This is a genomic window from Pseudomonas sp. KH_046_1 (assembly GCF_057839025.1).
Genome location: NZ_CM174481.1, coordinates 1,176,468 through 1,203,467 on the forward strand (window position 1 = coordinate 1,176,468; position 27,000 = coordinate 1,203,467).

At 59.0% G+C, this 27,000-nt stretch carries 19 protein-coding genes; 12 read left to right on the forward strand and 7 right to left on the reverse strand.

Features of this window, described 5'->3' with window-relative positions:
- Nucleotides 1-9: 9 nt before the first annotated feature.
- A complete protein-coding gene (locus AC3IT9_RS05255; RefSeq protein WP_489272283.1) occupies nucleotides 10-240 on the forward strand; it encodes a VF530 family protein in 231 nt (76 codons plus the stop codon).
- A 2-nt stretch (nucleotides 241-242) separates the two neighbouring features.
- Entirely contained in the window at nucleotides 243-902 is a 660-nt protein-coding gene (locus tag AC3IT9_RS05260; protein ID WP_489272285.1) for a Pr6Pr family membrane protein, read from the forward strand.
- Between the two features lie 103 nt (nucleotides 903-1,005).
- On the opposite strand, the gene AC3IT9_RS05265 is transcribed toward AC3IT9_RS05260, so the two are convergent.
- Both AC3IT9_RS05265 and AC3IT9_RS05270 read right to left on the reverse strand, forming a co-directional pair.
- Complete coding sequence (locus tag AC3IT9_RS05265; protein WP_489272287.1) at nucleotides 1,006-1,788, reverse strand: siderophore-interacting protein; 783 nt, start codon at nucleotides 1,786-1,788, stop codon at nucleotides 1,006-1,008.
- Nucleotides 1,785-2,360 (reverse strand): PadR family transcriptional regulator, encoded by a 576-nt coding sequence (locus AC3IT9_RS05270; protein ID WP_489272288.1) that lies wholly within the window; start codon nucleotides 2,358-2,360, stop codon nucleotides 1,785-1,787. The genes AC3IT9_RS05265 and AC3IT9_RS05270 overlap by 4 nt, the downstream gene beginning before the upstream one ends.
- Before the next feature lie 503 nt (nucleotides 2,361-2,863).
- Here AC3IT9_RS05270 and AC3IT9_RS05275 point away from each other — a divergent pair.
- The 6 genes from AC3IT9_RS05275 to AC3IT9_RS05300 all read left to right on the forward strand — a co-directional run bounded on the left by AC3IT9_RS05275 (nucleotide 2,864) and on the right by AC3IT9_RS05300 (nucleotide 9,922).
- Nucleotides 2,864-3,343 (forward strand): CS1 type fimbrial major subunit, encoded by a 480-nt coding sequence (locus AC3IT9_RS05275; RefSeq protein WP_150728071.1) that lies wholly within the window; start codon nucleotides 2,864-2,866, stop codon nucleotides 3,341-3,343.
- 111 nt (nucleotides 3,344-3,454) lie between these two features.
- On the forward strand, nucleotides 3,455-5,977 hold the full coding sequence (locus AC3IT9_RS05280; RefSeq protein ID WP_489272289.1) for a CS1-pili formation C-terminal domain-containing protein: 2,523 nt from the start codon (nucleotides 3,455-3,457) through the stop codon (nucleotides 5,975-5,977).
- Nucleotides 5,978-6,066: 89 nt separating this feature from the next.
- Complete coding sequence (locus AC3IT9_RS05285) at nucleotides 6,067-7,275, forward strand: hypothetical protein (protein ID WP_489272290.1); 1,209 nt, start codon at nucleotides 6,067-6,069, stop codon at nucleotides 7,273-7,275.
- Nucleotides 7,276-7,333: 58 nt separating this feature from the next.
- Nucleotides 7,334-8,077 carry a molecular chaperone gene (locus AC3IT9_RS05290; RefSeq protein ID WP_489272291.1) on the forward strand — a complete coding sequence of 248 codons (744 nt, stop codon included), beginning with the start codon at nucleotides 7,334-7,336 and terminating at the stop codon, nucleotides 8,075-8,077.
- A gap of 62 nt (nucleotides 8,078-8,139) precedes the next feature.
- A complete protein-coding gene (locus tag AC3IT9_RS05295) occupies nucleotides 8,140-8,634 on the forward strand; it encodes a CS1 type fimbrial major subunit (protein ID WP_150728074.1) in 495 nt (164 codons plus the stop codon).
- Nucleotides 8,635-8,659: 25 nt separating this feature from the next.
- A complete protein-coding gene (locus AC3IT9_RS05300; RefSeq protein ID WP_489272293.1) occupies nucleotides 8,660-9,922 on the forward strand; it encodes a hypothetical protein in 1,263 nt (420 codons plus the stop codon).
- A 79-nt stretch (nucleotides 9,923-10,001) separates the two neighbouring features.
- Here the strand turns inward: AC3IT9_RS05300 and AC3IT9_RS05305 are convergent, their stop codons facing one another.
- Both AC3IT9_RS05305 and AC3IT9_RS05310 read right to left on the reverse strand, forming a co-directional pair.
- Nucleotides 10,002-14,666, reverse strand: a complete 4,665-nt coding sequence (locus AC3IT9_RS05305; RefSeq protein WP_489272294.1) for a dermonecrotic toxin domain-containing protein — start codon at nucleotides 14,664-14,666, stop codon at nucleotides 10,002-10,004.
- Between the two features lie 171 nt (nucleotides 14,667-14,837).
- Nucleotides 14,838-17,960: a transglycosylase domain-containing protein gene (locus AC3IT9_RS05310; protein ID WP_489272296.1), complete on the reverse strand. Its 3,123-nt coding sequence runs from the start codon at nucleotides 17,958-17,960 to the stop codon at nucleotides 14,838-14,840.
- A 656-nt stretch (nucleotides 17,961-18,616) separates the two neighbouring features.
- Between AC3IT9_RS05310 and AC3IT9_RS05315 the strand changes: the two genes are divergently transcribed.
- Nucleotides 18,617-20,038, forward strand: a complete 1,422-nt coding sequence (locus AC3IT9_RS05315; protein ID WP_223444136.1) for an amino acid permease — start codon at nucleotides 18,617-18,619, stop codon at nucleotides 20,036-20,038.
- An 89-nt stretch (nucleotides 20,039-20,127) separates the two neighbouring features.
- On the opposite strand, the gene AC3IT9_RS05320 is transcribed toward AC3IT9_RS05315, so the two are convergent.
- Complete coding sequence (locus tag AC3IT9_RS05320) at nucleotides 20,128-21,288, reverse strand: OpgC family protein (RefSeq protein ID WP_489272298.1); 1,161 nt, start codon at nucleotides 21,286-21,288, stop codon at nucleotides 20,128-20,130.
- A 244-nt stretch (nucleotides 21,289-21,532) separates the two neighbouring features.
- Here AC3IT9_RS05320 and AC3IT9_RS05325 point away from each other — a divergent pair, with 244 nt between their 5' ends.
- From AC3IT9_RS05325 to AC3IT9_RS05335, 3 genes are read left to right on the forward strand one after another with little or no spacing between them, the layout of a single operon-like run.
- Complete coding sequence (locus AC3IT9_RS05325; RefSeq protein WP_489272299.1) at nucleotides 21,533-21,907, forward strand: GtrA family protein; 375 nt, start codon at nucleotides 21,533-21,535, stop codon at nucleotides 21,905-21,907.
- Complete coding sequence (locus AC3IT9_RS05330; RefSeq protein WP_489272301.1) at nucleotides 21,904-22,845, forward strand: glycosyltransferase family 2 protein; 942 nt, start codon at nucleotides 21,904-21,906, stop codon at nucleotides 22,843-22,845. The genes AC3IT9_RS05325 and AC3IT9_RS05330 overlap by 4 nt, the downstream gene beginning before the upstream one ends.
- A gap of 1 nt (nucleotide 22,846) precedes the next feature.
- Nucleotides 22,847-24,355 carry a glucosyltransferase domain-containing protein gene (locus tag AC3IT9_RS05335; RefSeq protein WP_489272303.1) on the forward strand — a complete coding sequence of 503 codons (1,509 nt, stop codon included), beginning with the start codon at nucleotides 22,847-22,849 and terminating at the stop codon, nucleotides 24,353-24,355.
- A 27-nt stretch (nucleotides 24,356-24,382) separates the two neighbouring features.
- Here the strand turns inward: AC3IT9_RS05335 and AC3IT9_RS05340 are convergent, their stop codons facing one another.
- Nucleotides 24,383-26,002, reverse strand: a complete 1,620-nt coding sequence (locus AC3IT9_RS05340) for an FMN-binding glutamate synthase family protein (protein WP_489272305.1) — start codon at nucleotides 26,000-26,002, stop codon at nucleotides 24,383-24,385.
- A gap of 179 nt (nucleotides 26,003-26,181) precedes the next feature.
- Nucleotides 26,182-26,982, reverse strand: a complete 801-nt coding sequence (locus tag AC3IT9_RS05345; protein ID WP_489272307.1) for a helix-turn-helix transcriptional regulator — start codon at nucleotides 26,980-26,982, stop codon at nucleotides 26,182-26,184.
- Nucleotides 26,983-27,000: the final 18 nt, after the last annotated feature.

Consider the following 27,000-nt stretch of genomic DNA (forward strand, 5'->3'; position numbering starts at 1 on the left):
AGGCCCGGCATGACCGAACACAACACCGATCCGTTGCATGGCGTGACGCTGGAACAGATCCTCACTGCGCTGGTTGAACACTACGAGTGGTCGGGGCTGGCCGAGCGCATCGATATCCGCTGCTTCAAGAGCGACCCGAGCATCAAGTCGAGCCTGACATTCCTGCGTAAAACCCCGTGGGCGCGGGAGAAGGTCGAACGCCTGTATGTGAAGTTGATGCGCACCAAACGACCGCTTTGAACATGGTCAATCCGTCTGCGTTACGCCGTCATTTTGTGGCCGTGGCCGCCATGCTCGGCTGGGCGGGATTGAGCATCCAGATGTACCTGATTTTCCATTCACGCTGGACGCTGGGTGCCAGCCTGATCGGCGGGCTGATGAGTTTTTTCAGCTATTTCACCGTGCTGAGCAACACCCTGGTGGCGACCGTGCTGACCTGTGAATGGACATCCCGCGAGTCAGCCGCGCGCCGCTGGTTCCTGCAGCCTTGGGTCAGCAGTGCAATTGCCGTGAGCATCGCCGTGGTGAGCCTCGCCTACAACCTGCTGCTGCGCCACTTGTGGCACCCCGAGGGCTGGCAATGGCTGGCCGATGAACTGTTGCACGACATCATGCCGTTACTGTTCCTGGGGTATTGGTGGCGTTGTGTGCCCAAGGGCACATTGCGCGTGTGGCATATCGCGCTGTGGGTGATTTATCCGCTGCTGTATTTCGCCTATGCGCTGTTGCGCGGGCATCTGCTGGCGGTTTACCCGTATCCCTTCGTGGATGTGGACAAACTCGGTTATCCACAGGTGTTCATCAATGCCGGTGGGTTGTTGGCGGGGTTTGTGGTGATTGCGTTGCTGGTGATCGGGCTGGATCGGTGGCTTGGGTCTCGTACCAAGAGTCAGCGTTTGTAGTGTCTGAGGCGCCGCCATCGCGAGCAGGCTCGCTCCCACATTGGACTGCGTACATCCGCCCTTTGTGGGAGCGAGCCTGCTCGCGAAGAGGCCCGCGAGCAGGTCACTCCTCGTCGCTGTTCCCCAACTTCCAGTACCCAACCGCCTTGACGAACTGCTCGTCCAGCCCATGCTCATCGAGCAACACCCGACGAATCTGCCGCGACACTTTGCTCTCGGTCGCCACCCACGCGTACAGGCTGCCGGCTGGCACCTGGATCTGGCGCACGGTGGTCAGCAGATTGTCCTTGCCACCTTCGCGCAACACCCAGATCACATTGACCTCGGCCGCACTGTGCAGCACTTGCTGCTCTTTGCCGTTTTCCACCTCGACAATCACCAACGCACGGCGGTTGGCCGCCAGGCCTTCCAGGCGGCGGGCGATGGCGGGCAGGGCGGTTTCGTCGCCGATCAGCAAATAGCTGTCGAAAATGTCGGGCACGATCATCGAGCCCCGTGGCCCGCCGATGTGCAGGAACTGCCCGGGTTGGGCCTGCTCCGCCCAAGTCGAGGCCGGGCCGTCGCCGTGCAATACAAAATCGATGTCCAGCTCCAGGGTATCGAGGTCGTAGCGGCGCGGGGTGTAGTCGCGCATTTCAGGCAGCGGACCGTTGTCCTTGCCGGCGCCCAGCACCAGGGTTTCCAGCGCCGCCGCTTGCTCGGCGTTCTGCGGGAACAACAGTTTGACGTGATCGTCCGTGCCCAGGCTGACGAAACCTGCCAATTCAGGGCCGCCCAAGGTAATCCGGCGCATGCGCGGGGTCAGGTCGACCACCCGCAGCACTTCCAGGCGACGGCGTTTGATGTCGTGCATGACACGGTGAATGGTGGTGATCACTTCAGTCATTCGGCGTTCTCCTGAACGGGTTGAACGGTGGGGCCGTCGACGATGGCTTTGGCGGTGTTGTTGAGCAGGTCACGTACCCGCAGGATTTCGTCCGGGCTCCAGCGCCCATGGTGCATTTGCAGGGCGTGGCGCAGGTTATGCACAGCCTCATGGATTTCCGCCGGGCGATCATGGCCGCGCAGCGAACGTTTGCTGACGTCGATGCGCATCCGCACGCCATCCAGTGCAACGGCTTGCTCTTGCAGGAACAGACGTCCGGCATCGGTGATGGTGTAGCGTTTTTTTCCGCCTTCGGCGTCGCCCAGGATCAGTTCGCTTTCTTCCAGGAACGTCAGAGTCGGGTAGATCACGCCGGGGCTGGGGCAATAGGCACCCTCGAACATGCCTTCGATCTGGCGGATCAGGTCGTAGCCATGGCACGGCTGTTCGGCAATCAATGCCGGCAGCAACAACTTCAGATCGCCGGGGGCAAACACCCGGGGCCCGCGGCCGCCGCGTTCGCGGGCGGGGCGTTTCTCGAAGCTGTCACGGCCATCGCCATGCTCACGGTGGGGGGAATGATGGTCTCTCATTTTTGCGTTCTCTCGTCGTGTTTAGATACAACTTAAGATATATCTTTACGGGAAGGCAAGACCTCCCGACCAGCGGCCACTCCCGGCAGCGGACTGGAAATCATCTTCAAATCACAAAAAATAAGGGTCAGCAGAGCAGGTGCAAATGCCAAAATTAGTGTTAACTCTCTAATCTGTTGTTTTGGTCCATTGTTTACGGGGAGTGTGGTATTAGTCTTACAGAAGCTACTTTGTTAATATCTCGCAGGTCATGGCGGTTAGAACGCTGTTTGTAGTCTGTCTCTTACAGCCAAACATTGAATTTATAGTTATTTCCGGTTTTTTCTTTCTACGGTCATAGCACTTTGGCTACGCACTTGCAGGAACTTGCCTGCTTACTTTCAAGATAAATTTCTCGATCATCTCTCGGCGTTGAAAGTTCAGCTGGGCAAATGGCTGCTCGTGACGGTTCTGTTCATCATGAACTTTCAGCGCTTATCCTTTTTAATGACAGGTACTGAAAGATGTTCAAGAAAATTGCGTTTGCTGCTCCCCTGGCCGTTCTGACACTGACCTCTTCGATGGCGTTCGCCGCCACTGAAGCCAAGCACTCCATCAGCCTGATCGCCCATGTTCCTTCCGACGACTTCTACGCGGTACCGGTTGATTCCGACCTGGTCAACAAGGACCAGGACATGAGTTACAACCCAGGTATCGACGCCATGAAAACCGTCGACGGGCATTTTGACGTCCTGCATACCGCCGGCAAGGTCAACGCGCGGCTCGAAGGCGTTCCAAAGCTGATTGCCGGTAGCCAAACCATCGATTTGAAAGTCGAACTCAATGGCAAGACGCTGACCACCACTTCGCAGGAGGTCGTTGGAGATACTGAATCCAATACTCGTTATCGTGCACCGTTCAAAATCAGTGCAGTTAATAGCGGCAAACCGGATGCCGGCGACTACACCGGTGTAGTCATGTTGGTCGTTGAACCTTCTGTTTAATTAAGGCATTCGACGTTAAAACGCTTACTTGTTCCAAGTGACGTACCCGGTCGGCAAATTTTCCGGTTTGTCGGCCGTGTTTTGACTTCTTTGTAATCAGAGTATTCGTTCATGTTCCCGATGACGCCCATCGCGGCGGCGCTTGCGCTGCTGTTATGTAGCAGTGCATTTGCGGCGCCCACCTCCATTGATAACACGCCGCGAAGTTTGCTGGCACAGGCCAAGGGCCTGCCGGCCGAGTTCGAGGAGCATTTCTTCGATGTACCATTGGCGGTTCGGGTCGAGCTCGATCAACAACCCCTCGGCGAGTCGATGATCGTGTTGTCCCGCGATGACCGGGTGACGTTGCTCGACTTCACCGACACCAGCGAAAGCCGCTTCAGTGCAAGTGAGCGCGAGACCTGGGCCGATATCCTCAAACCTGGCGTGACGCTGGGCGCCTGCAGCGGACAATGCCCGGAACAGATGCTGGCGGTGCACTACAACCTGGAAAATTCATTGCTGTCGATCGTCACCGAAAATGCCGAGCGCGACAGCGAAGCCAAGCGATATTACGAGCAACCGGAAGGCGGCAGTAGCGGCCTGATGGTGCGTAACCAGCTCAATCTCAATGGTGGCCAGGACCAGGACCTGGGCGGCCGTTTCGGCCTGGAGGCCAGCGGCAGCCTGGGCAACTGGACCCAGACCTTCAACCTGCAGCTGTCTCGTCTTGGCGGTCCGGACGACAAGACCTATCACGCGGTGCATGAGCTCTATAGCCAGCGCGAACTGGAAGGGCGTTTTTTTCGCCTGGGTTACTTCACCCCCAACTCCGAAGGCCTGACGCGTCAGCCCCGTTCGTTCGGCTCCAGCCCCGATACCGCCGTGGGAGTGATGTATGGCAGTTCCGACAGCCTGGCGATCGACAGCCCGAAACCCAGCGTGTACCCGGTTTATGTCACGGCCAACCGGCAAGGCTCCGTGGAAATCTATCGTGATGGCCTGCTGATCAACACCCAGTCAGTCCCGGCCGGTTTGCAAACCCTCGACACCCGTCCGTTGCCGGGCGGTATCTATGAAGTGGAAGTGCGACTGATCGAGGATGGTCAAATCACCTCGACCACTCAGGAGCTGATTTACAAACCAAGTAACTGGCGCAACTTTGATGAGCGCTGGCGCTACAACCTGTTCGCCGGGCAGGAAAGCAAATTGCTCAGCAACTGGGATCAACAGGCCAGTGGTGATGCCACCGTCGGCGCGGCGATCAACTACTTGCTGCATCCACGGGTGATTCTCGGGCTGTCGGCCCGGCAGGTGCGGGAAACGCTGCAATACGGCAGTTCCATCGACTGGACCCTGGGCAACAGCGTCAGTCTCTACGCCAACCTGTACCAGACCGAAGACCACGGCACCGGCGCCGACTTGCAAGGCCTGTACAACTATGGCGCCGGCAGTCTGGTGATCAGCCACAACCGCAGTTGGCTCGACACCACCAACACCTACGACACCTTGCCCGACGGCACTCGCGTGCGTCAGCGCAACGTGTTCACCGGGGAGACCAGCAATTCATCGCTGGCGCTCAATCACCGGATCAGCCGTAAAAGTTCGTTCAACGCGCGGGTGTCTCACAGCGAGGGCAACGTCGAAGGCGTGGGCGCCGACCTGGGCTGGACACAACGCACCGTGTTGTTCGGCAGCGACGCCAACTGGCGGTTGTCGCTGTTTGATCGTCCGGGCAGTTTCAGCAGCGGTGATGCGCGCAATCGTGGCGTCGACCTGAGCATCAACATGGCGTTGGGCGGTCCGGGGCAGCAGATTTCCGGCAGCATCGGCAGCCGCACGGCCCGCGATGGCAGCCGTGACAACAATGGCTCGCTCGGTTATCGCAAGGACCTGCAAGACCACGTGCTGCAAAGCGTCTCGGTGACGGCGCTCAGCGATACCTATGGTGTCGGTCTTTCGAGCCTGGCGAACTTTCGTACCGACGCGATCAACGGCGATGGCTTTATCCAGCGCTCGTCGTTCAACGACAACTTCACCGGCGGCCTGAACCTGGACAGCACGCTGGTGGTTGGTGCCCGGCGCATGGCCTTGACCAGCCAGCATCAGGGACGCGGGGCGGGGATGATCGTCGACGTCGAGTCCGACATCGATGGCATCGCCTTGCGCGCCGACGACCTCAGTGGCGGCAGCGCAGCCTTGCGTCCGGGGCGCAATTTCATCCCGCTCACGGCTTACAAAAACAGCTCGGTGAGCTTCGACTTTGAAGGCAACCATGTGCCGGCGGCAAGCATCGAACCAGCGCGTACCCGCTATCACCTGAACAAGGGCGGTGTGGAGTACCGCAAGGTGCGGGTGATGAAAACCCTGACCGTGCTCGGTCGGCTGGTCGATCCGCAAGGGCGGCCGCTCAAGGGGCACCACGTGATCAATCACGCCAGCCGCGGGGTCAGCGAAGTCGATGGCTTCTTCTCGATGGAAATGAATGCCGGCTCACCCACCCTGGAAGTGCGTTATGCCGACCAGTTGCTGTGCCAGTTCCGACTCGACGTCGATCAGCACCGCAGTGAAAACAACGTGCTGATGATCGGTGATCTGCGTTGTTCGCCGGACACGTTGGCGGATGCCACTTCCAACCGGCGCACGGCAGGTTGAGCGGCCCCGATTCCGATGTTCAAGAGAGTGTGATCATGAAACCAACGTCTACATGTTCCCGCCTGCTGCGACGCAGTCGCTGGTTGGGGATGCTGGCCGTCGTCGCGGCGCCTTCGGCGCAGGCGGTGAATCAGGAGATCCGGGCGCTGTTCACCCCGGACTCTGCCAGCCCGCAACGAAATCTGTTCGTTAATAAAACGCCGGTCAGTGGCTATTGTGCCGACTATCCAAGTGAATGCCGGGACAACGAGACCTTCAGCATTCGCCTGCCCATGCGTTTCGAGTCGGCGAGCCCCATGCAACCCAATGCGTCGCCGCGCAACAGTGCGATGTTCAGCATTCCGGCCCTGTGGCGTCCGTTAACGGTGACGAACAGGGAAACGGGCGAAATGGAAACCGTCGAGGTGCGTATTGCCGGTTTCGGTTCCCGATACATGCTCAGTGATACCGCGGTCAATTTGACAGGTGCCGCGACAGCCATTGAAGGGCATCGCGCCTTATGGGGCGGTCCGGCGGGAGGCTGGGTAAACGCGGCACCTCCGTGTACCTACAGTGGTGTCGGACTGTATTCGGACAACTACTACCGGTTCTTCTGGAAGACTCCGGTACAAGGGACTTGCGTCAAGACTGCGAGTTTTCCGATACCGGCCATGACTTATGACTACCTGGACTTCTCCTATGAACTTAAAACTCCCAATCCGTTGACGATGTCATCCGGTCTCTATACGGGGGACGTGAGTTATCGCATCGGCCCCGGAGGTGACTTCGACATGGGCGATGTGATGCTGCCGAACGATCCCGACCTGACCCTGAATTTTGTCCTGGATGTTCAGCACACCCTCAAAGTCGACATTCCCCCCGGTGGCGAAAAAATCCAGATGATTGCGCAAGGCGGCTGGCAAAACTGGTTGCACTCGGGGCGCAAGCCTGTGCGGATATTCCGTGACCAGACCTTCCACATCTCGGCATCGTCGCGTTTCAAGATGTTCCTGGATTGTCAGTTCGGCCCAGGAACCAGTTGCTACATAAATGACGGCAACAACATCTTCGTTCCCATCGTGGTGAGTGTCAGTTTGCCCGCGGGGTTGATGGACAGCAGTGGCAATCCCGTCAGACAGCAGCTCTTGAAGGTAGGAGAGGCAAACGGTGTCGTATTCCAGCCAAGCCAGTATGTCGATCGACAAAACGGGACGCTGCACTTTGAGCTGCACAAGGATGCAATTGGAATCGTACTCGCGCCAACCACGCCCAAACACTACTCCGGCACTGTCGTTGTGATCTGGGATTCGGAGGTTTAGTGCGCACCAATGAAATGTCCCCAAGCAGCGTTGTCTTGAACGGTCGAGGTCAGAAACAATGAAGTATTTGATGATGTGGATGTGTTGCGTGGTTTTTTCCTGCATGGCCAATGCCGGCCCGCAGATCAATGTCGGAACGGTTTACGACTATCTGGACAGCGACAAGAGCACCTACCTCAAGCGCGTGTTCAACAGTGGTGACAGCACGGCGTTCGTCAAGGTCAACATCCTGGAAATCGTTTACGACGCCGATGGCAGTCATCGTGAAATTCCGGTCAAGAGCCAGGCGGACGGCAGCGGCCGGGATGGCTTGATGGCCAGCCCGGCACGCCTGATCGTGCCGGCCAAAGGCATGCAGGGCACGCGGTTGCTGGTCATGGGCTCACGGGACACCGAACGGTATTTTCGCGTGCGTTTCGTGCCGGTGGTGCCGGAAAAGGAAGATGAGTTCGCCGTGTCGGCTGAAGAACGGGACGCCTACAAAGAGAACCTGTCGGCGGGCGTCAACGTGATGACCGGGTTTGGCACGGTGTTTTTCGTGCGGCCGAAAAACAGTCGCTTCGACACTGTAATCGACGACGGCGCCGGTGTTTACCTACTGCGCAACAATGGCAACACCGTGGTGCTGATCGATGAGTTCCGAAACTGTTCGCTGAAGAATGAAAGCGAGTGCGAGCCGGTCACCAAACATCACATTCTGGCGGGCAAAACCTTCGAGTTCGAAAAGAAACCCGGACGCGAGTATCGCTTCAATCTGGTCGAGGGCGCGTCGAAGAAAACGCTGCGCATTGCCAGCCAATAACACCGCAGAGGCGAGTCGCCCTGGCGCGCTCCCGGCATTTTTTGACGTAGCAGGTAGCAGACATGATCAAGCAATTGGCCGTCGCCATATGCGCAGGTGTTATGGCACTGGTGAGTTCCCTTGCGTTTGCCGCGCGGGAAGAACGCACCTTCGAGGTGTCGGTGGATATCCCGACCCTGGGGTTTTACGTGATACCTGCCGAGACGAACTGGATACATCGCGAACAGATATTGCCATGGAACATTCACACAAAAACGCTGGAGGGGCTGCGCAAGAATTTCGACGTCAAGCACGACACCAGTGCGATCGAGGCGCGGCTGGAGGCCGAGCCTTACTTGTCCAACGGGCGCGACGACCAGAACATCTATTTGCGCGTCAGCTTCAACGGCAAGGAATTGAGTCATGACCCACGACCGCAAGAAGTGGTGCCTGTGGCGCAGGCCATGGCGGGTGGACGCTTCCCGCTGGAGATCCAGCCGAAAGTGCCCGCTGGCGGTTACAAACCGGGCCATTACTACGGCAATGTCCAGTTGATATTCACCGCTGCCGCGCCTTGACGTGAGGCAGACTGACGGAGTTCATATGAACGTCTCGCGTTCTTTCGTTTCACGCCCTTTTTGTTGGTTGGCAGGCGCTTTGCTTGCTTGTGCAGTAGCAAGCCCGGTCGAGGCTCAGGTGGCTACGATCACCGCGTTATTCAAGCCGGACTCGGCGCGTCCGCACCTCAACAAGTTCACCAATACCACTCCGCCCAGCGGCTATTGCGCGAATTACCCGCAGCAATGTGAGGCGAATCAGTTTTTCAGCCTGCAGGTGCCGATTCAATTCAATTCCCGTGCACCGATCCCGGCCAACCATTCTTCCCCCAGGCAAGGGGCAATGTTGAAAGTCCCGGCGCAATGGCGCGAACTGACGGTGCATCACGAAACCACCGGTGACCCTCAGAAGGTCAGGGTGCGTATCGCCGGCATTGGCTCGAAGGCCGTGACGGATGATGTGAAGGAACTGGTGGGGGGCGCCGATGACTACCAGATTGCGCACAATCGATTGTGGGGGGCGAGTTGGGTGTATGCACCGTCACCCTGCCAGGCCAGTGGGAGTGGTTATTACGGCACGTACTTCTACTTGTTCTTCTGGAGAACGCCCATGGTGGGTGCATGTGCAAAACAGGCGAAATTCGACGTCCCCTGGTTGCGTTTCGATTACCTGGATTTCGGCTACGAACTGGAGACTCCCAATCCCTTGGGCATGGCTTCAGGGCAATATACCGGTTCGCTCACCTATAGCGTCGGACCCAATGGCGATTTCGATTTCGGCGATGTCCTGTTGCCGACCGATTCGGCATTGACCCTGGACTTCAACCTCGATGTGCAACACACCCTCAAGGTCGACATTCCTCCCGGTGGCGAAAAACTCCAACTGGTCCCGGCGGGCGGCTGGCAAAGCTGGTTGCACGCGGGACGCAAACCGGTGCGATTGTTCCGTGACCAGACTTTCCATATTTCAGCGTCGTCGCGTTTCAAAATGTATTTCGAGTGTGAGCGATGGAGTACTTATGATTGCGTGATCAAGGATGCAATCGGCAGGCGACCGGTCGAACTGCGGGTCAGCGTGAGCCTGCCCAATGGCTTGACGGATTTGTCCGGTCAACCGGTCAAGCATCAGCGACTCAAGTGGGGACCCGAAGGCGCGCAAATATTCCAACCCGGTTTCTATGTGGACAGGGCACCCGGCGTTCTGCACTTCGAGGTGCCGGAGTATGAGGTGGAGTGGATGCTGCAACAGCCCAACATCGCGAGCCCGTACACCGGTCGTGTCACGGTGATCTGGGATTCGGAAGTCTGACGGGCTGAGTATCAATGGCAAGCAGGCGGCCTGACGCTGTTGCCAGTCGTCAGGCCGCCCGCGGGTCATGTTGGGATGGTCATTGTCCCGCTTTACGCAGGGCCGCTCGGGTCAAGCGTCTGGCCAACTCCTTTTCACTGTCTCCGAGGTCGGAGAGCATCCTGTCGAAATTGGCTTCGCTGATGGGTTCATCGGCAAACACCACGGTCTCTGGAACGGGCAAATCGTTCATGAGTTCCCTGAGCCGGTTGCGCAGGTCGGCTTTCTGAACGTCGGACGTCGACTCGAGCCACTGAAACTGGGTCGTGCGCAGTTCCTCCAGTTTCTCGTATTTGCTCTGGTAGAGATGTTTGTTCGTCTCCGTGTCAACAGGCCACTTTTCACGCAAGTAACTCTCCCAGAAATCCTGTTCAAGTATCTTGTTGATCAGACCATCGCCTTCGCCCAAGGCCAGCACCGTGTCGTATGCCTGATCGATCATGCTGTCGGTGACGCCCGAGACTGGCCGGTAGAGCATGCCTTCCGATTGCCAGGGCAAGCCCAGGCGTTGTGCCAACCCGGTCTGATAAGCCAGATAGATTTCGACCTCGTCAGGATTGCCGCCACGGCTGGCGACGTCAGCCCGGGCAATGTCGTTCACTTGTTCCAGTCGCGCCGCACCTTTGGCCAGGGTCACCAGTTTCTGCTCAAGCTCTGCCGCATCAATGGAGTACGAGTAGGCCTCGGAGGCGAGCACATTGATGCCCATGTGGTTGAACAGCTGTGCGCCGGCATCGGCACAGTCCACGGGGGCGATTGCCATGGTGAACAGCTTTTCCCGCAAGCGGGTGTCGACATGCACGGCATCAAGCATGCGCCAGACCCTTTTTAGCAATTGATCCTGAGCCCGGCCGCCGGCCCGGTAGTCGGCAGTGTCTTTGGTGTTGAGCAGTACAGTCATGAACCGCTCGGCCTTGGGCTCGTCGATCAGTTCAGACCAAAGGTTGGCCCGATCGACGCCCCAGCCAGGCACATCATTCCAGTGGTCAGCGCTGTAGTTCGAGCTGATCATCAGCTCTGCCTGAGTGTTAGAGGGCACGATAGGCTCCGGAGGCAGCTCCATTGAGCGGCGGATTTCCTGGTAGAGCAACTGATTCGGTTCCGACAGATTGCCGACATCCAGCCGGGTACGCCCCACTACCCAGGCTTCTGGGGTGCCGGAGACCACGTTGGGAATCAGGCTTATCGGGTTGTCTCGAAGGTCCAGCAGGAAGCCGCGGGGTCTGGGATTGCTCAAAACGCCTTTGGGCCAGGTCATGATCACGGTGTCTCTCAACCCTACGACTTTCAGCCGGGGCATAAGTGAGATGTCCACAGACCGTCCCAACGGATTTTCATCGAGCTTGAGTATTTCCAAATAGGTCAGGTGCTTAAGTTTCTCCACTGCAGGGGCGTCCAGAACGATCTCGTTGTCACTCAAGCGCAGGCGTTCCAGCCGATGCATGGTGCCAATGTGTTCCGGCAGGCCTGTCAGCTCGCACCGGCTGGCGCTGAGCTCACGAAGGTTGGGGAAGTCTTTCAACAAGCCGTTCGCCTTGCCGGAAAAGCGCGTGTTGTCGAGTTTCAGGATCGTGACCTTGTCCAGGAACCTTTTTAGCTGCGGTCGTTCCGGCCAACCGGATTCGAGGTCCAGGGGCAGCAGGTTCTCTGACAGATCCAGCGCATAACGGTGCGGATCGGTACGGCTACCGAGATTGGTGTTTTTTCGCTCAAAACAGTCGAGCAAGCCCTTGGCAATGTGTTGCCGGACGCCACGCAAAGGAATCGGATTATCGGCATCCAGCCCGGCGGACTGGATCTCCCAGAGATCGACGAGTTTGCGCAGTTGGTCGAGATCGTTTTCTTGTTCTTCCAGAAGCTTCATTGGCTCGCCCTTTTCGATCAGGGCGTTGGCGAACGTATCAACCTCAGCCTCGCTGAAGTGCGGATGAAGATCCTGAATTCGTTCGTGCAGTGTTTTTCCTTCCTTGCTGAGGCCGCCTCCACGAACCAAAAGCATCGTTTCATGCTCGACAATCGGTCGGATGGGGGGCGTGGCGAGGACAGTCCTGCGCTCGCTGGGCGGTGCTGACTTTACAATGACCCACTGCCTGAATTGCTCGGCATCGCCCGGTTTGTATCCCAACGCTCTTTTACCTTCGTTGCCCATGGCATGCAGCAGGGCCTCAAAAAAGATATCAGCATCGTGGATAGATTGATTCGAGGCATCGCGCACCTGATATTTCCCCGAATTGTCTCGAATCAATACCCGAACCTGCGTTGCGTCCTCGGGCCCGGCACTGCAACGAAGTTCGCCATCGAGTGTTCCCTGACGGATTTCTATGCGCAGGTCGCCAAACATATTTGTATGGAGTCGCAACGCTCCGAATGCCAAGCGCTCGGTGTCGATATTGCTCAATGCATCGAGGTACAGACCTTGGGCTGCACGGACCGATTGCACTTCGAACTGGAGCTCTCGTGCCTGTGTTTTGAGACGCAAGGGGAGCCGAAGCTTTCGTTCAATATATTGATGCTCCGAGGGTGTTGCGCCCGCCATGATGTTTTCCACAACTTGGGCAGGCAGCTCGGGGAAGTCGCTGAACAGTAAGGTGATATCGGGAGATAGCGCGACGGGCGGGTTCACCGTTGCACCCAGCTGTTGCAGGGTGTCGGTGAGCAACGGCGGCGGTGGAGTGTTATCCACATGCATCCTGCGCAGCGCCGCTTCTTCAGTTCCGCTAATGAGGCGAATCCGTTCCAGTTGCACGTCATTGAAAGCATCGGTTGTATGGCCCAGTCGACGCATCAATGTCGTGCCTTCCCACTCGCGCGGGTTCTCCGTTTCGCTGACCCAGGCGCCATGGCTGTTGTGCCGCAGGTTCGGGGTATACGCGTCGGGGCGCTGTGGATGTTGAATGCGGTGTTGTCCGGTTACCGGGTCTGTTTGCACGGCGAACAATTGATCGTCCAGTCGAAGAATCTGTTGCCCTTGATGCTGGTAAATCCCCTGTGCATCGGGCTTGGCGTCTGTTGGCAAGGCCAGGTCCGATTGTTGATAGGGGCCGAGATCCGGGTTCCACAGGCGTGTCCGGCCATCGGTCGATTGCACCGGCTTGAGCCCTTCGAAGAACGGCGAGAGTTTCGCCCGCGCGACATTGCCGATCGCGCCTGCGGCGGCGAATGCACCCAACTGGACGATGCTCTCCAGCACGCCGATGGTCTGCTCACCGGCCTCGGCCAGGCGACCTTCAGCCAGATCGACAATGCCCTCGACCACTTCATTGGTGAGTTGATAAGCGGTGTACGCCAGCATCAGTTCACCCATGCCGGGCACCAGCGGCGTGACCACCAGCAACGCGGCGTTGAGGATGTCCGAGAGCATTTTTTCCAGGTTATCCCACCAGGCCCAGCGGGCCATGCGGTCGGTGTACTCGGTGGAAATCGCGATGTCCTGTGCGTCGTTGAGCACCTTGTTGATTTTTTGCCGGTGGAAGTAACCCCATAGATCGCCTTTGAAAACGGTTTCCCGATCGATCCTGACGCTCGACAGGCCAAATTGCAGGTTGGGGTTATCCACAGGCGTTTCACGCCAGCTCGGCAGGTTGGAACCGGGCGCAGCCGGTTGCCATTTGACCTTGCTCAGCCGGTCGTTCAGCCCGGCAAAGAAATGTCCGCGCTGCTGATGGGGCACGAACTGGCTGAAGAATTGTTGGTAGCTCTTGGGGGCACTGGCATCGCGCAACTGGCGCGTCAGTTCGGCCATGAATTCTAGCGACGACGGGTACTGCTTGAGCGGGTGCTGCGGGTCATGGGGAACGTAGGCGATCAAGGGAACGGGGCCGGTCGCGGCGTTTGTATCAGGGATGATCAAGACGATGCCGGTCAGTTGGATGTCCATCATCGACAGGTTGTAGCAGTCGATGGAGCGACCGTTCCAGCGCAGGTCCTTGCGGTCATCGAGCAGGCCCTGCACCACATCAAAGGCGTCCTGCTCGATGTCGTTTTTCATCAGCGCCATGTGCGCTGCGATGTTGAGCGCTGTCTTGTGGCTGAGGGTGACTTTGTGGCGCAGGACGTTGCTGGCCACGCGGTTGTGCGGCAGCAGGAATTCGTTCAGGTGTTGTTGGTACTGGGCGCCGATGTCCAGTTCGCGGCACAACGATTTGAACTGCTCGATGCTCAGTTTGTGCTTGAGATGCACGACGCCGAAATGCCCACGTCCGTCGGGGCGGGTGATGAACTCCGAGTCCTGGGTGAACGTCTCGTCACGGGAAAAGTTGTGCAGGGCAGCATCCAGCAGCGAGACGGTACGGCTGGTGGTCCCGCCGGAAAAGTCATGCACCCACCATGACGTTTTTGCCGGTGCATACAGCCGCAACCAGATCTCTTCGACGTCCTCTTCAACGCCGAAGCGGTCCTTCAGTGCCTGTTGCAACAAGGGTTTGGCGAAGGCGTAAACATCCTGCAGTTCGCTCAGGGCCCGGTCGACATCGTTTTGCGCGGTCCAGCCGAGTTTGATGCCCTGTTTCAAGCGCTCTTGCAGCGCCTGTGCAGCGTTCGCCTGCCAGTCGGGAATGCTCACGCGGTCAGTCTTCAGCGCAGTGATACGAGACAGTGAAGCTTCTGAGAGCCAGGAAGGGATGGTCTTCCTGACCAGGTCGAAATGAATGCTTTGATCCGCCAGGTCGTTGGCGAGCGAGTCTGAAATTCGATGTGGGTGGTGCATGGCCTGATCGTCCGTTGATCATGGATGGATCGAACAGTCTAGGTAGGCGGCAGCCCCAAAAAAAGCGCAAAAACAGGTTGATAAAGACGTCTGTTGCGCCTTGATCCCCGCAAAATCCAGGAGTTAAAAATACATAGTTACCGCCACGCAGGCGCGTCTGTCGATCCTTGCCTAGCGGCGGACGGTTGCCTCGGTTGTCGCGGTTGGTTGGCACATCGTGTGGGTGCCCGGTTGCAGGTACGGCGTCAGAATCGGTGCCATGCCCTTGAGCACCTGCACCGGCAACGCCGAGGTGAAGGTGAAGCTTTCCGCCGAGCGGCCCGGCACGAACGCGGTCAGGGTGCCGAAATGGGTATCGCCGATGTAGAACACGAACGTGGCCGTGCGGTTGAGCGATTTCGAACTCAGGATCCGTCCGCCGGAACCGACGGCCTCGATGCGGTTGTCACCGGTACCGGTCTTGCCGCCCATGGCCAGCGGGCTGCCATCCGGCAGTTTGAAACTGCCGGCCACGCGTTTGGCCGTACCGGCATCCACCACTTGTGAAAGGGCTTCGCGCATGGCGGTCGCCACCTCGGATGGCATCACCCGTTTGCCGACGTCCGGGTCGTTGATCAGTTGGGTTTCAAAGGGGGTGTTCGCGGCGAAATGCAGGCTGTCGATGCGCAGGGTTGGCATGCGCACGCCATCGTTGAGGATGGTGCCGATCAATTCGGCCAGGGCGGCGGGGCGGTCGCCAGAGCTGCCGATGGCGGTGGCCAGCGACGGCACCAGGTGGTCGAACGGATAGCCGACTTTCTGCCAGCGCTGGTGGATGTCGAGGAAGGCTTCGATCTCCAGCATGGTGCGGATGCGACTGTCGCGGGCGCCCTTGTGCCGGCTTTTGAACAGCCAGCTGTAGACCTCCTGGCGCTCGAACTGGCTGGCTTTGACGATGTCGCCCCACTTGGCATCGGGGTGATTGAGCAGGTAGCCAATCAGCCACAGGTCCAGCGGGTGAACCTTGGCGATGAAGCCTTGGTCCGGCAGGTCGTAGGAGCCTGGACCGTAGGCCTCGTAGAGCCGCACGAGACGCTCGTCAGTGAGTTTTTCCGTGAGCTTGGCGCCGGTGAGGTGCGAGCGCACGAAGGCGTTGAAGCTTTCCTGACTGGCCTGTGGCAGCAGGTAGCGGTGCACAGCGGCCATGCGGATCGGGGTTGGCCGCATGCTGTCGAGGAAGGTCTCGAGTCGGTCCTGGGTGTCCTTGTTCTTGTACTTCTTCCAGAACTTGAGCAGAAACGACGTGCCCTCGCGGTCGGCGAATTCGGCCAGGTATTCCTGGCGCCGCGGGTCGCGGTCGTCCTTGAGCAGTTCGGCACTGCTGTTCGGGCCGGAGTAGGTGGTGTAGCGCACCAGGTCACGCATCAGGCGAATGAACGGCAGGTTGATCGACTCGCGCAGGGCGTCGCGCAGGGGCGGTATCCGGCCGTTGTCTTCCTTGCGGAAGTTGTTGAACACGTGCAGGCCGCCACCGGTGAAAAACGCCTCGCCGGGGCTGGCGGAGTATTTGCGGTCCAGGGCTGCGCCGAGCATTTTTTTCAGGTCGCGGTCCTTGTTCTCGATCAGGTAATCGACCGCCCAGCGGCTCAGGCGGTCCTGGTCCGGTACGTCGACTTTCTTCAGTTCCGCAACGGCCATGCCGGCGTATTTGTCGTGCAGCTCGGCGATGATTTGCAGGTAGGTGGTCAGCACGCGCATTTTCGCCGTGGAGCCCAGTTCCAGTTTGCTGCCTTCGTTGATGTCGAATGGCTGGTCGGTGCTGTCGGTCTGTACCCGAACCCGCGAACCGTCCGGGGTCAGTTCGAACAAGGTGAAGCTGTAGCGTACCTGGGTGGTGCTGGTGGTGGTCAGGAGGCGTTCGCCGATCAGGCCGATTTGCGTGGCAAACTCAGGGTCGGCGAGTTTTTTCAGGTACTCGGTGGCCTCGCTTTGCAACTCGCCTTGCAGGGTGCTGGTGGCGGAGAGGTCAAGGCGGTCGAGGTCATACAGCGGACGGTTGAGCATGCCGGCCAGACGGCTGCGCGCGACACTGATGCCCTTGTTGGTTTCGATCGGTTGAATGGTCGGCTGGGTGGCCCAGTCGCGGTAGGTCACTTTGCTGGCCAGAGCTGCTGCGGCGAGCTGAGCATCGATTACATTGTTTTGTGCCAGCAAGCGAATATGGCTGTCGGTGAGGTCGGCCAGTTCATCATGACCCTTGGTCAGGTAATGCGACGGGCGGCGCTGGGCAATCATCAACGACAGCATCTCACGCAGGGCCAGGCCTTTTTCCGCGATGGTTTTTGGATCCGTCGCGGTGCTGGCAAGAGCTTCGTTGGCCTGATTGAAGTCGGAGCCGTACCACACGCGCAACCCTTCAGCCATGCCATGCACTTCACCATGGCCCGGTACGGCCGACAGCGGCACGCTGTTGAGGTAATCGCGAACCACGTTCTGCCGGGTTTCGAGGGTTTGGGGACCGGCCTGATAGGCGCGTACGGTAGCGGAAATCATCTGGCGAATTTTTTCCGCGCTGTTGATCGTCAAGCCATCGGGGGAATGTCGGTACTTCTCCAGTTGCGTGGCCAGGGTACTGCCACCGGCGGATTGGCCAGGCACGTGCAACATCTTGGCCAACTGGGACCACGCCGCCATGCCGAATCGCGGCCAGTCCACCGCCGGGTTGGCCAGCGGTTGCTTGGGGTCGAGCAGGAAGCGGTTCTCAATGAACAGCAGGCTGTTGACCACCACCGGAGGGATCGAGGCAAAGGTTGAATAGAGCTGCTGTGGATAGTTGTACTGGTACAGCGGCGCTGCACGGCAATCGGTGATTGACAGTCCGGCCTGGATTTTCTCGGCATAAGGCACGAACAGGCCCTTGTCGCTGTACTTCAACAGCGCCGGGGAAAAGCGGGTTTGCGCCTCGACGACGAAATCGCGCTTGATCAGGCGCGGCAGGAACTCGTCCAGCGAGCTGTAGCCCAGGCGCCGATCGAACGGACCTTCCCCCGGATAGCGAATCGCATCGCTGGGGCCGGGTTTGAGCTCATAGTTCAGGGACGCGGCGTATTTGCTGACTTCCTGGGCCTGGAACTTCGAGGTACGCATCTCCCTCGCGGCGGCAAGCCCCACGACAACCGCGATTATCAACAGCAATAGCCAGAACGCTCCCCATCCGTGCCTGGAGCGACGGGGTTTTTCAGGAATAGGCGCTTCATCCTCACATTCATTCGGAACCACGGTTTTACTCGAATCGGTTTGCCACAAAGCGCCCATAGTCGACTGATCCATTCACGCAGATTGATCGGACTTCACTGAAGCTTAGACGGTGGTTGGCGAGGGTGAAAAAAAATGTGAAAGGCAAAATGATGCACGGACGCACCGATAATCAGGCTGATTGAAGCACTTGTGATGAGGAGGGCTTGCCTCCTGTGATCGAGAGTCCGGTATTTGCAGTGGGTTTGACGCAACGGGGGGGATCTGATCAAGGGGTCAGTTTCGCAGTCAAACGGGCACTTCGGCAATCCAACATCCCCCTCGCTCCAATTGGCACGGGGGGAACGCGGCAGTTGCCTGTAATGGCCGCAATAGAGCCATTTCGAAAGTGAGTACGGCTTTCGTAGGGGCATGACGATGCACCAATGCTGTGCAATACTCCGCGCCCTTTAAATAGCGAAAATTCCTACATGATCTAGGTGATGCCCCTCCGCAAGTCGGGTTTTTGCCGGGATTTATGGCTGAATTTTGTGATTTATAGAGTGAATATCTCTGTCACCAGCTTTTTATACTGCACGACCCGCTGATCTTGCAGGTTTTGTCCTACAGGACGGTTCTGCTTACAAAGCAGGCCCGGTTACACGAAGCCATTGGCCTATCGGTCGGTGGCTTCAATGCTCGGTGGTCATATCCAACAACAAGATGAGGTGCCCCTTATGCCCGTAGGCAATCACCAGCCCAACGGCGAGACCGCTCAGGGCGGTCCGCTTAAACGTGAACTCGGCGAGCGGCATATTCGCCTGATGGCACTCGGTGCCTGTATCGGCGTCGGCCTGTTCCTGGGCTCGGCCAAGGCCATCGAAATGGCCGGTCCGGCCATCATGCTGTCTTACATCATTGGCGGTCTGGCGATCCTGGTGATCATGCGCGCCCTCGGCGAGATGGCCGTGCACAATCCGGTCGCTGGCTCGTTCAGCCGTTACGCCCAAGACTACCTCGGCCCGCTGGCGGGCTTCCTGACCGGCTGGAACTACTGGTTCCTGTGGCTGGTGACCTGCGTCGCGGAAATCACTGCCGTGGCGGTCTACATGGGCATCTGGTTCCCCGACGTGCCGCGCTGGATCTGGGCGCTCGCTGCGTTGATCAGCATGGGCTCGATCAACCTGATCGCGGTCAAGGCCTTCGGTGAGTTCGAGTTCTGGTTTGCCCTGATCAAGATCGTCACCATCATTGCGATGGTGTTCGGCGGCATCGGCATCATCGCCTTCGGTTTCGGCAACGACGGCGTGGCCCTGGGGATTTCCAACCTGTGGACCCACGGTGGCTTCATGCCCAACGGCGTGCAAGGCGTGTTGATGTCGCTGCAAATGGTGATGTTCGCCTATCTCGGCGTGGAGATGATCGGCCTGACCGCCGGTGAAGCGAAGAACCCGCAAAAGACCATCCCCAATGCCATCGGCTCGGTGTTCTGGCGGATTCTGCTGTTCTACGTCGGCGCGTTGTTCGTGATCCTGTCGATCTACCCGTGGAACGAAATCGGCACCCAGGGCAGTCCGTTCGTGATGACTTTCGAGCGGCTGGGCATCAAGACCGCGGCGGGTATCATCAACTTCGTGGTGATCACCGCGGCGTTGTCGTCCTGCAACGGCGGCATCTTCAGTACCGGGCGCATGCTCTACAGCCTGGCGCAGAACGGCCAGGCCCCGGCCGGCTTTGCCAAGACCTCGAACAACGGCGTGCCGCGTCGTGCATTGCTGCTGTCGATTGGTGCGTTGCTGCTGGGCGTATTGCTCAACTATCTGGTGCCGGAAAAGGTGTTTGTCTGGGTAACGGCGATTGCCACCTTCGGCGCGATCTGGACCTGGGCGATGATCCTGCTGGCCCAATTGAAATTCCGCAAAGGCCTGAGCGCCAGCGAAGCGGCCGGCCTGAAATACCGCATGTGGCTGTACCCGGTCAGTTCCTACCTGGCGCTGGCGTTCCTGGTGCTGGTGGTCGGCCTGATGGCGTATTTCCCGGACACCCGCGTGGCGCTGTATGTGGGCCCTGCGTTCCTGGTGCTGCTGACGGTGCTGTTCTACGTGTTCAAGCTGCAACCGACCAATGTTTCGCAAGGTGCGGCGCGTTCGGTTTCGTAAGTTGTAACGCCTGAAAGACAAAAGCCCCGGTCGAAAGGATCGGGGCTTTTTGGTTTTGAAGAGCAAAAGATCGCAGCCTGCGGCAGCTCCTACAGGGGAATGCGGTCTGATTCTGTAGGAGCTGCCGCAGGCTGGGATCTTTTGATTGTCTGGTTCAACCGCTTGTTGAACTCAAGCCACGCCGCCAGCAGCGCCATCAACCCGGCACCCACCAGCGCCGTGAAGATCTGCATGGCAACAGCGTCGTCGGTCAACGCATTGACCATGTCCGCCAATGGCGCCAGCAGCACGCCCAGACAGAAAATCTCCAGCGAGAAACGGCCCATGCGGCAACTTTGCTGCGCCAGCCAGTTTTGCGTCCATCCGCTGTCGGGAATCAGTTTCGCCGTGACGTAGGCCAGTGCGAGGAAATGCAGCAGGCGCACAGGCGACAGGTCGGTCTTGCTGATGGGGTACAGGACATTTTGCAGGTTCGCCGGCACCACGGCATCGTGTATGTCCGGCCAACGCCACAGCACGGTCAACACACCGGCGACCACGACATACAACGCCGCACCGACAAACAACGGCTGGCGAACCAATGGGCGCGTCTCGGGCAAGCGCGGGCGCTGGCTGTGAATCGCAGCGGCACCGCCGAGCACGAACAGCAACTGCCAGGCGACCGGGTTGAAATACCACACACCGTCCTTGATGGCCGCCAGGTTCCAGCCAGCCAGCGGCACCATCAGGTACAGCGCCAATGACATCGCGACCACCACCCAGGCCTTGCGCACCAGAATCGGCAGCACCAGGGGCAAGCCCGCCAACAGCACGATGTACAGCGGCAACGGGTCCATCAGGTTCGGCTTGAAGCGCAACAGCAGTTCATCGATCAAGGCCTGCTGCGGGTTGCTGATGAAGTGATGCATGCCCATTTCTTCCACCAGATCCCGTGTTTCCACGTGGCTGTTGGCGAAAAACACAATGCCCATCAGCATCGCCAGCAGGAAGATATGCACCACGTAGAGCACCCACGCCCGGCGCAGGATTTTCACGCAGGCGATCAGAAAGCCTTCGCGCGCCAGGACTTTGCCGTACGCCAGCACGGCTGCGTAACCTGCCAGAAACACGAAAACCTCGGCGGCATCGCTGAAACCGAAGTTACGCAGGGTGATTTGCCCCAAGGGGTTGTGGGGCACGTGATCCCAAAAGATGAAGATCAGTGCCAGCCCACGAAAAAAGTCGATCCGGTGATCGCGCGCTAACGTCATGACAGCAGGCTCGTAACAGCGGGTGAAAATGGGATTGGCCGCGGGCGCAAAGGCCGCGCGCCCAAGCAGCGGCGCGCAGGGTGGACTGATTCGCGGGCAATTGCAAAACCGGGATATTACCGGATGTCTCGGGTGTTGCCCCAAGGCTCAACCGCTGGTCTGAAAGGTCCAAAAACCTGCGATTTCTGACAGTAGACAGGCTCAAATAATAATGAGTGCAACGTACTGGAAACGGGAGCCTCACATGAGACTGTTGTGGAAGGGGCTGTCCAGTTACACGGTGATCGGGGTCGCCAACACCCTGATTCACTGGCAGATCTTTTTCCTGCTGAGCGTGGCGGTCGGCCTCAGCCAGGCGGTCAGCAACCTGGCGGCCTTTTGCGTGGCTGCGTCGTTTTCCTTCTACATGAACGCGCAATTTACCTTCGCCGCCAGTGCCACGGTCGCAGGTTACCTGCTGTTTCTGTTGGGCATGGGGACATTGAGCCTGGGGATTGGTCATCTGGGCGACGTCTGGCGATTGCACGGTTTGCTCACGGTGGTCCTGTTTTCGGCGTTGAGCCTGGTGTTCGGTTTCCTGTATTCCAAATACGTGGTGTTTCGCGAGCGTCATCAATGAAAATCTCGCTCATTGTCCCGGTGTTCAACGAAGAGCAGTCCATCAACCTGTTTTATCAGGCAGTGCGACGGGAGTTGAAGCTCAGCGGCGCCGAAGTCGAGATCGTGTTCATCAACGACGGCAGCTCCGACCGCACGGCCGAACAGGCTACGGCACTGGCCCAGACGGACGATCAGGTCATGCTGATCAATTTCTCGCGCAACTTCGGCAAGGAACCGGCACTGTTTGCCGGCCTGGAGCACGCCAGCGGCGATGCCGTGATTCCCATGGATGTCGACCTGCAGGACCCGATCAACGTCATTCCGTTGTTGATCGAGCAATGGCAAAAGGGTGCCGACGTGGTCCTCGCCAAACGCCGCAACCGGGCTGCCGACGGCTACCTCAGGCGCCACAGCGCGTCGATTTTCTACCATGTGCTCAATCGCATCGCCTACACCCGCATCGAGGAAAACGTCGGGGACTTCCGGTTGATGGATCGCAAGGTGGTTGACGTGATCCGCTCCCTGCCCGAGCACCAGCTGTTCATGAAAGGTGTGTTGTCGTGGGCCGGGTTCAACACCGTGGTGGTGGAGTTCGAGCGGCCAGGAAGGGTGGTGGGGAGCAGCAAGTTCAATGTCTGGAAGCTGTGGAACCTGGCACTGGAAGGCGTGACCTCGTTCAGTACCGTGCCGCTGCGCTTGTGGACTTACGTCGGTGGCGGCATTTCGATTTTCGCGGTGCTCTATGCGGTGTACATGGTGCTGGACAAGGTTTTCTTCGGCAACAGCGTCCCCGGTTATCCGTCGCTGATGACCGCCATCCTGTTTCTCGGCGGCGTGCAACTGATCGGCATCGGCATCCTCGGCGAGTACATCGGTCGCATCTACATCGAGGCCAAGCACCGGCCGCGCTATGTGATCAAAGACATCGTCGGCGGTAAAGACCGGGGCAGGCGTTAGCATGGGCCGGTTCAGCGACTTCTTCGTTCGCGAGCTCAGTCGGCATCAGGTCTGGCGGTTTTTTCTGTTCGCCACCCTGGTGTATGTCCTGCCGTTGATCCTCGCGGATTATCCCTACATCGATGACAACTGGCGTTCGCTGTCGGCGGGCATGGCCTGGGCCGAGCAGGGCCGACTCTTCACCCAGCTGTTCTACAACGCGCTGACCTTCAGCCATGCCGCGCCAAACATCTTTCCCTTGCCCTTGTTGATCGCCACGCTGGCCATGGCGTCGGCGCTGACCAGCCTGACGTTCCAATACTTTCACAAGCCAAGCGTCGCTTGTTGCCTGGTGCTGTTGCCGCTCTGGTACAGCCCGTTCTTCCTGCAGAACCTGTCCTATCAATACGACGGTCCCACCACGGCCCTGAGCCTGGTGGCGGTGATCTACGCCATCACCTTTCGTCACCCGTGGCGTAGCGTGCAATGGCTGGTGCCGGCGTTCCTGATTGCACTGGCGCTGGGGTTGTATCAGGTCAGCCTGAATGTGTTCCTGGGCCTGTGTTGCCTGGAGTTGCTCAGGGCTGCCAACGATAAAACGGCCCCGGTTCCATGGCGTGACCTGCTGGGCTGGAAAGCCGCCCAGGTCATCCTCGGCGGGTTGATCTACAGCGTCAGTGCTTATCTGTTCATGGACTCGAATCGCACATTGCTGCTCGATTGGACGGCGCATCCTTTGCTGCAGATCCAGATCAACATCGTCCGGGTCCTGGAAAAAGTCGTGCTGTTGTTCCATGGCGGATGGCTCTGGGTGTTCGGCGGGTTGCTGTTGCTTGCGATAGCCGGGGCGGTGCGGTTGGGATTGAACGTAGCAGCGCGTCAGGAAGGCGGGTCGAAGAAGCTGTTGATCGGCCTGATGTGCTTGCTGACATTGCCCTTGGTGACACTGCTGGTGTCCGGTGTCGCGCTGATTTTCCGCGACTTCAACGAAGGCGCCCGCACCTTGATGGGCTTCGCCGTGCTGCTGGTATTGCTGTTCTACCTGGGGCATCTGGCGCTGGCGTCGATCCATGAGCGCCTGCCGCTGCTGTTGATGATTCCTCTGCTGGCCATGTTGTCGCTGTCGTTCGCCTATGGCCGCGTGCTGACGGTGCAGAAAACCTTTGCGTCCACGGCGCTGGCCGGTCTTGCGTACGACATCGCCAGCCATCAGTCGCTGCGCGAGGCCAAGAGGATCTACATCTCGGTGAGTTATTCCGACTATTGGTTAGTGGCGGCGGCAGGCTCATTCAAGCAGTTGCCGGTGCTGCACTACCTGCTCAATACCGACTTTTACATGCTGGCCGAGAATCTGCCGAAAGCCGGGATCACCAACGTGGTGGCGGAGCGGGAACGGCGCAACGCGACACGGGTCGGTTTTCAGGGTTATCCGGCGCTGGTGGACAGCCAGTTCTACCGGATTTACCTGATCGGTGATTACGGTTTTATCGTGATGAAGGAACCGGCCCCGAGCAAAACACTGCGTTGGTGACACGCGGTTTTGATCGGGGTGGCGAGGTCATGCCGCCGCTATGTCATGGGGCTCGAAACTGTCGGCCCGGGCCATCTGCCACATCCGCGAGTAGAACTCGCCGTTCACTTCGCCGGTCAGCAACTCCCCCGGTTTGAGGAATACGTGCAGCTGCGAGAACAGCTTGATCTCGGTCGCCGACATGCGTCGCACCAGGTGCTTGGCCGACAGTTGCGACGGATGTTCGAGGCCGGCGGCGGCGAGCATTTCCGCCAGGGCCTTGAGGGTGTTGCGGTGGAAATTGAACACGCGCTGGGCCTTGTCCGGCACTACCAGCGCGCGCTGGCGCAGGGTGTCCTGGGTGGCGACGCCAGTCGGGCATTTGTTGGTGTGGCAGCTCTGCGACTGGATGCAGCCGATGGCGAACATGAAACCACGCGCCGAGTTGGCCCAGTCGGCGCCGATGGCCAGCACGCTGGCGATGTCGAAGGCGCTGACGATCTTGCCGCTGGCGCCGAGCTTGATCTTGTCCCGCAGGTTCAAGCCCACCAGGGTGTTGTGCACGAACAGCAGGCCTTCGCGCATCGGCACGCCGATGTGGTCGGTGAATTCCACGGGCGCGGCGCCGGTGCCGCCTTCCTTGCCGTCAACGACGATGAAGTCCGGGAGGATGCCCGTTTCCAGCATGGCCTTGGCAATGCCCATGAACTCCCACGGATGGCCGAGGCAGAACTTGAAGCCCACCGGTTTACCGCCGGACAGCTCACGCAGTTGTGCGATGAAATGCATCATTTCGATCGGCGTGGAAAACGCAGTGTGGCGCGACGGTGACACGCAGTCCTCGCCCATCAGGATGCCGCGGGTTTCGGCGATTTCTTTGGTGACCTTGTGCTTGGGCAGGATGCCGCCGTGGCCGGGCTTGGCGCCCTGGCTCATCTTGATTTCGATCATCCGCACCTGCGGCGTCCGGGCTTGTGCCGCAAAGCGTTCCGGGTCGAAGCGGCCATCGTTGGTGCGGCAGCCGAAGTAGCCGCTGCCCAGTTCCCAGGTCAGGTCGCCACCGTTTTCCCGGTGATAGGGGCTGATGCTGCCTTCGCCGGTGTCATGGGCGAAGTTGCCGAGCTTGGCGCCCTGGTTCAACGCGCGGATGGCGTTGGCGCTGAGGGAGCCGAAACTCATGGCCGAGATATTGAACACCGACGCCGAATAGGGCTGGGTGCACTGTGGGCCGCCGACCGTCACCCGGAAACTGCTCGGGTCGCTCAACGGCGCCGGACGCATGGAGTGGCCAATGAATTCGAAACCCGACTGGTACACGTCAATCAGCGTGCCGAAGGGTTTGTCGGCGGTTTCATTCTTGGCCCGGGAGTAGACCAGCGAGCGCTGGGCCCGGGAGAAGGGCAGGGCGTCGCTGTCGGATTCGAGCAGGTACTGGCGGATTTCCGGGCGGATGCCTTCCACCAGGTAGCGGATATTGCCGAGAATCGGGTAATTGCGGCGCACCGCGTGTGGGCTTTGCAGCAGATCGAACAGGCCGATCAGGCTGAGGACAGCGGTGACGGCGGTGATCGGCCAGAGCCAGTCATAGTCAAGAAAAGGCAGGCTGGCGAGGGTGAAGATCACGCAGACGGCAAAGAAGGCGTAGCGGCTCAGGAGTGACAGGCTCATACGGTTTCCTTGGGTTCGGACTCAATGATTGCAACGCTGCAGGTGCATGGATATGAAGATCCCTGTGGGAGCGAGCTTGCTCGCGATGGCGGCGGGTCAGTCAACATCAATGCTGAATATGAAACCGCTATCGCGAGCAAGCTCGCTCCCACAGAAAAGCAAAGCAATCCACATGCTGTTCAGGCATTTTGTGCCTGGAGAAAAATCGAAAACAGCTCGGACTGGGATTTGATCCCCAGCTTGCTGTACATGTGTTTCTTGTGGACTTTCACGGTTTCGACCGAGATTTCCAGCTTACGGGCGATTTCTTTACTGGAGCAACCGCTGAGCATCAAACGCCCGACATCCAGCTCCCGAGCCGTCAACTGCGCGCCTTTGAGCTGCTGCACCGAGGCCTCCAGTTGTACCCGCCAATCAGCTTGCGGCGTTGCGGGGGCCAGGGCCACGACTTCGTTGATTTCATAGGGTAGACGCTGGCGCAACAGGCCGAGCACCCACGGCTGGATCAACGACAACAAGGCGATCTGCTGGCCGCTGAAGCGCTGCGTGCTGCCCAGGGACAGGCACAGCGTGCGGTCGCCTTCGAGCTGGCAATTGAACTGGATTTCGTCGGCCACCACATTCAGACGAAAGTAGCGCTGGTAATACTCGGTCAGCTCGAAGTGCTCCGGGGCCACTTCCGAAAGGCGATACAGCCCGGTGCGCGACTGCTCGCGGCAGGCGATGTAGAAGGAGTCGAGCAGGTACAGGCCGCGCAGGTAATCCTGGAACAACTGGTCGGGGCTGCCGTCTTCGCCGGGGCATTCGGCGAACACCTGCGGGCGCTGATCGGCACTGAAAAGCAGCGCCACCCAGCTGTCGAAGGGCACGTACTGGTCCAGCAGGCGTACAAGCTGGGTCCAGAAATTGGGCTTGTCCAGGGCGTCGATCAGTTGCCCCACCGAGCGGTGCCAGGCGATGTCGTCCAACGAGAGTGTCATGCATCTACCCCTATCGTG